Annotated in this window: 1 pseudogene; it reads right to left on the reverse strand. The window is 36.2% G+C overall.

Annotated features, from left to right (window positions below):
- A pseudogene (locus EII29_RS12965) lies at positions 1 to 290 on the reverse strand (hypothetical protein); the annotation flags it as partial.

Here is a 290-nt window from a genome sequence, read left to right on the forward strand (position 1 = left end):
TCCCGTCTTTAATGAAGGATTATTTTTAAATTCTTCCAAATCATCATTCAAAGTTATTAAATCCAACTGAAAATCAGGTTGACTCGCTGTAAATGTTATATACGTTGCACCTGCTGTTATTATAGGAGCTATATCCCCCACATTCTCACCGAAATCAATATTACTGTAATCTTTTCCGTCTGACTTTGTTTTTATCGGAATGTCATTCTTTTTGTACTTATCTGTAAAGTATTCATTCGTTGCTCTCCCCGTACTTTCAAGTCCCTTTTCTTCTGTTCCCGTCTCCCGCT

The organism is Leptotrichia sp. OH3620_COT-345 (assembly GCF_003932895.1).
Taxonomy (GTDB): Bacteria; Fusobacteriota; Fusobacteriia; order Fusobacteriales; family Leptotrichiaceae; genus Pseudoleptotrichia.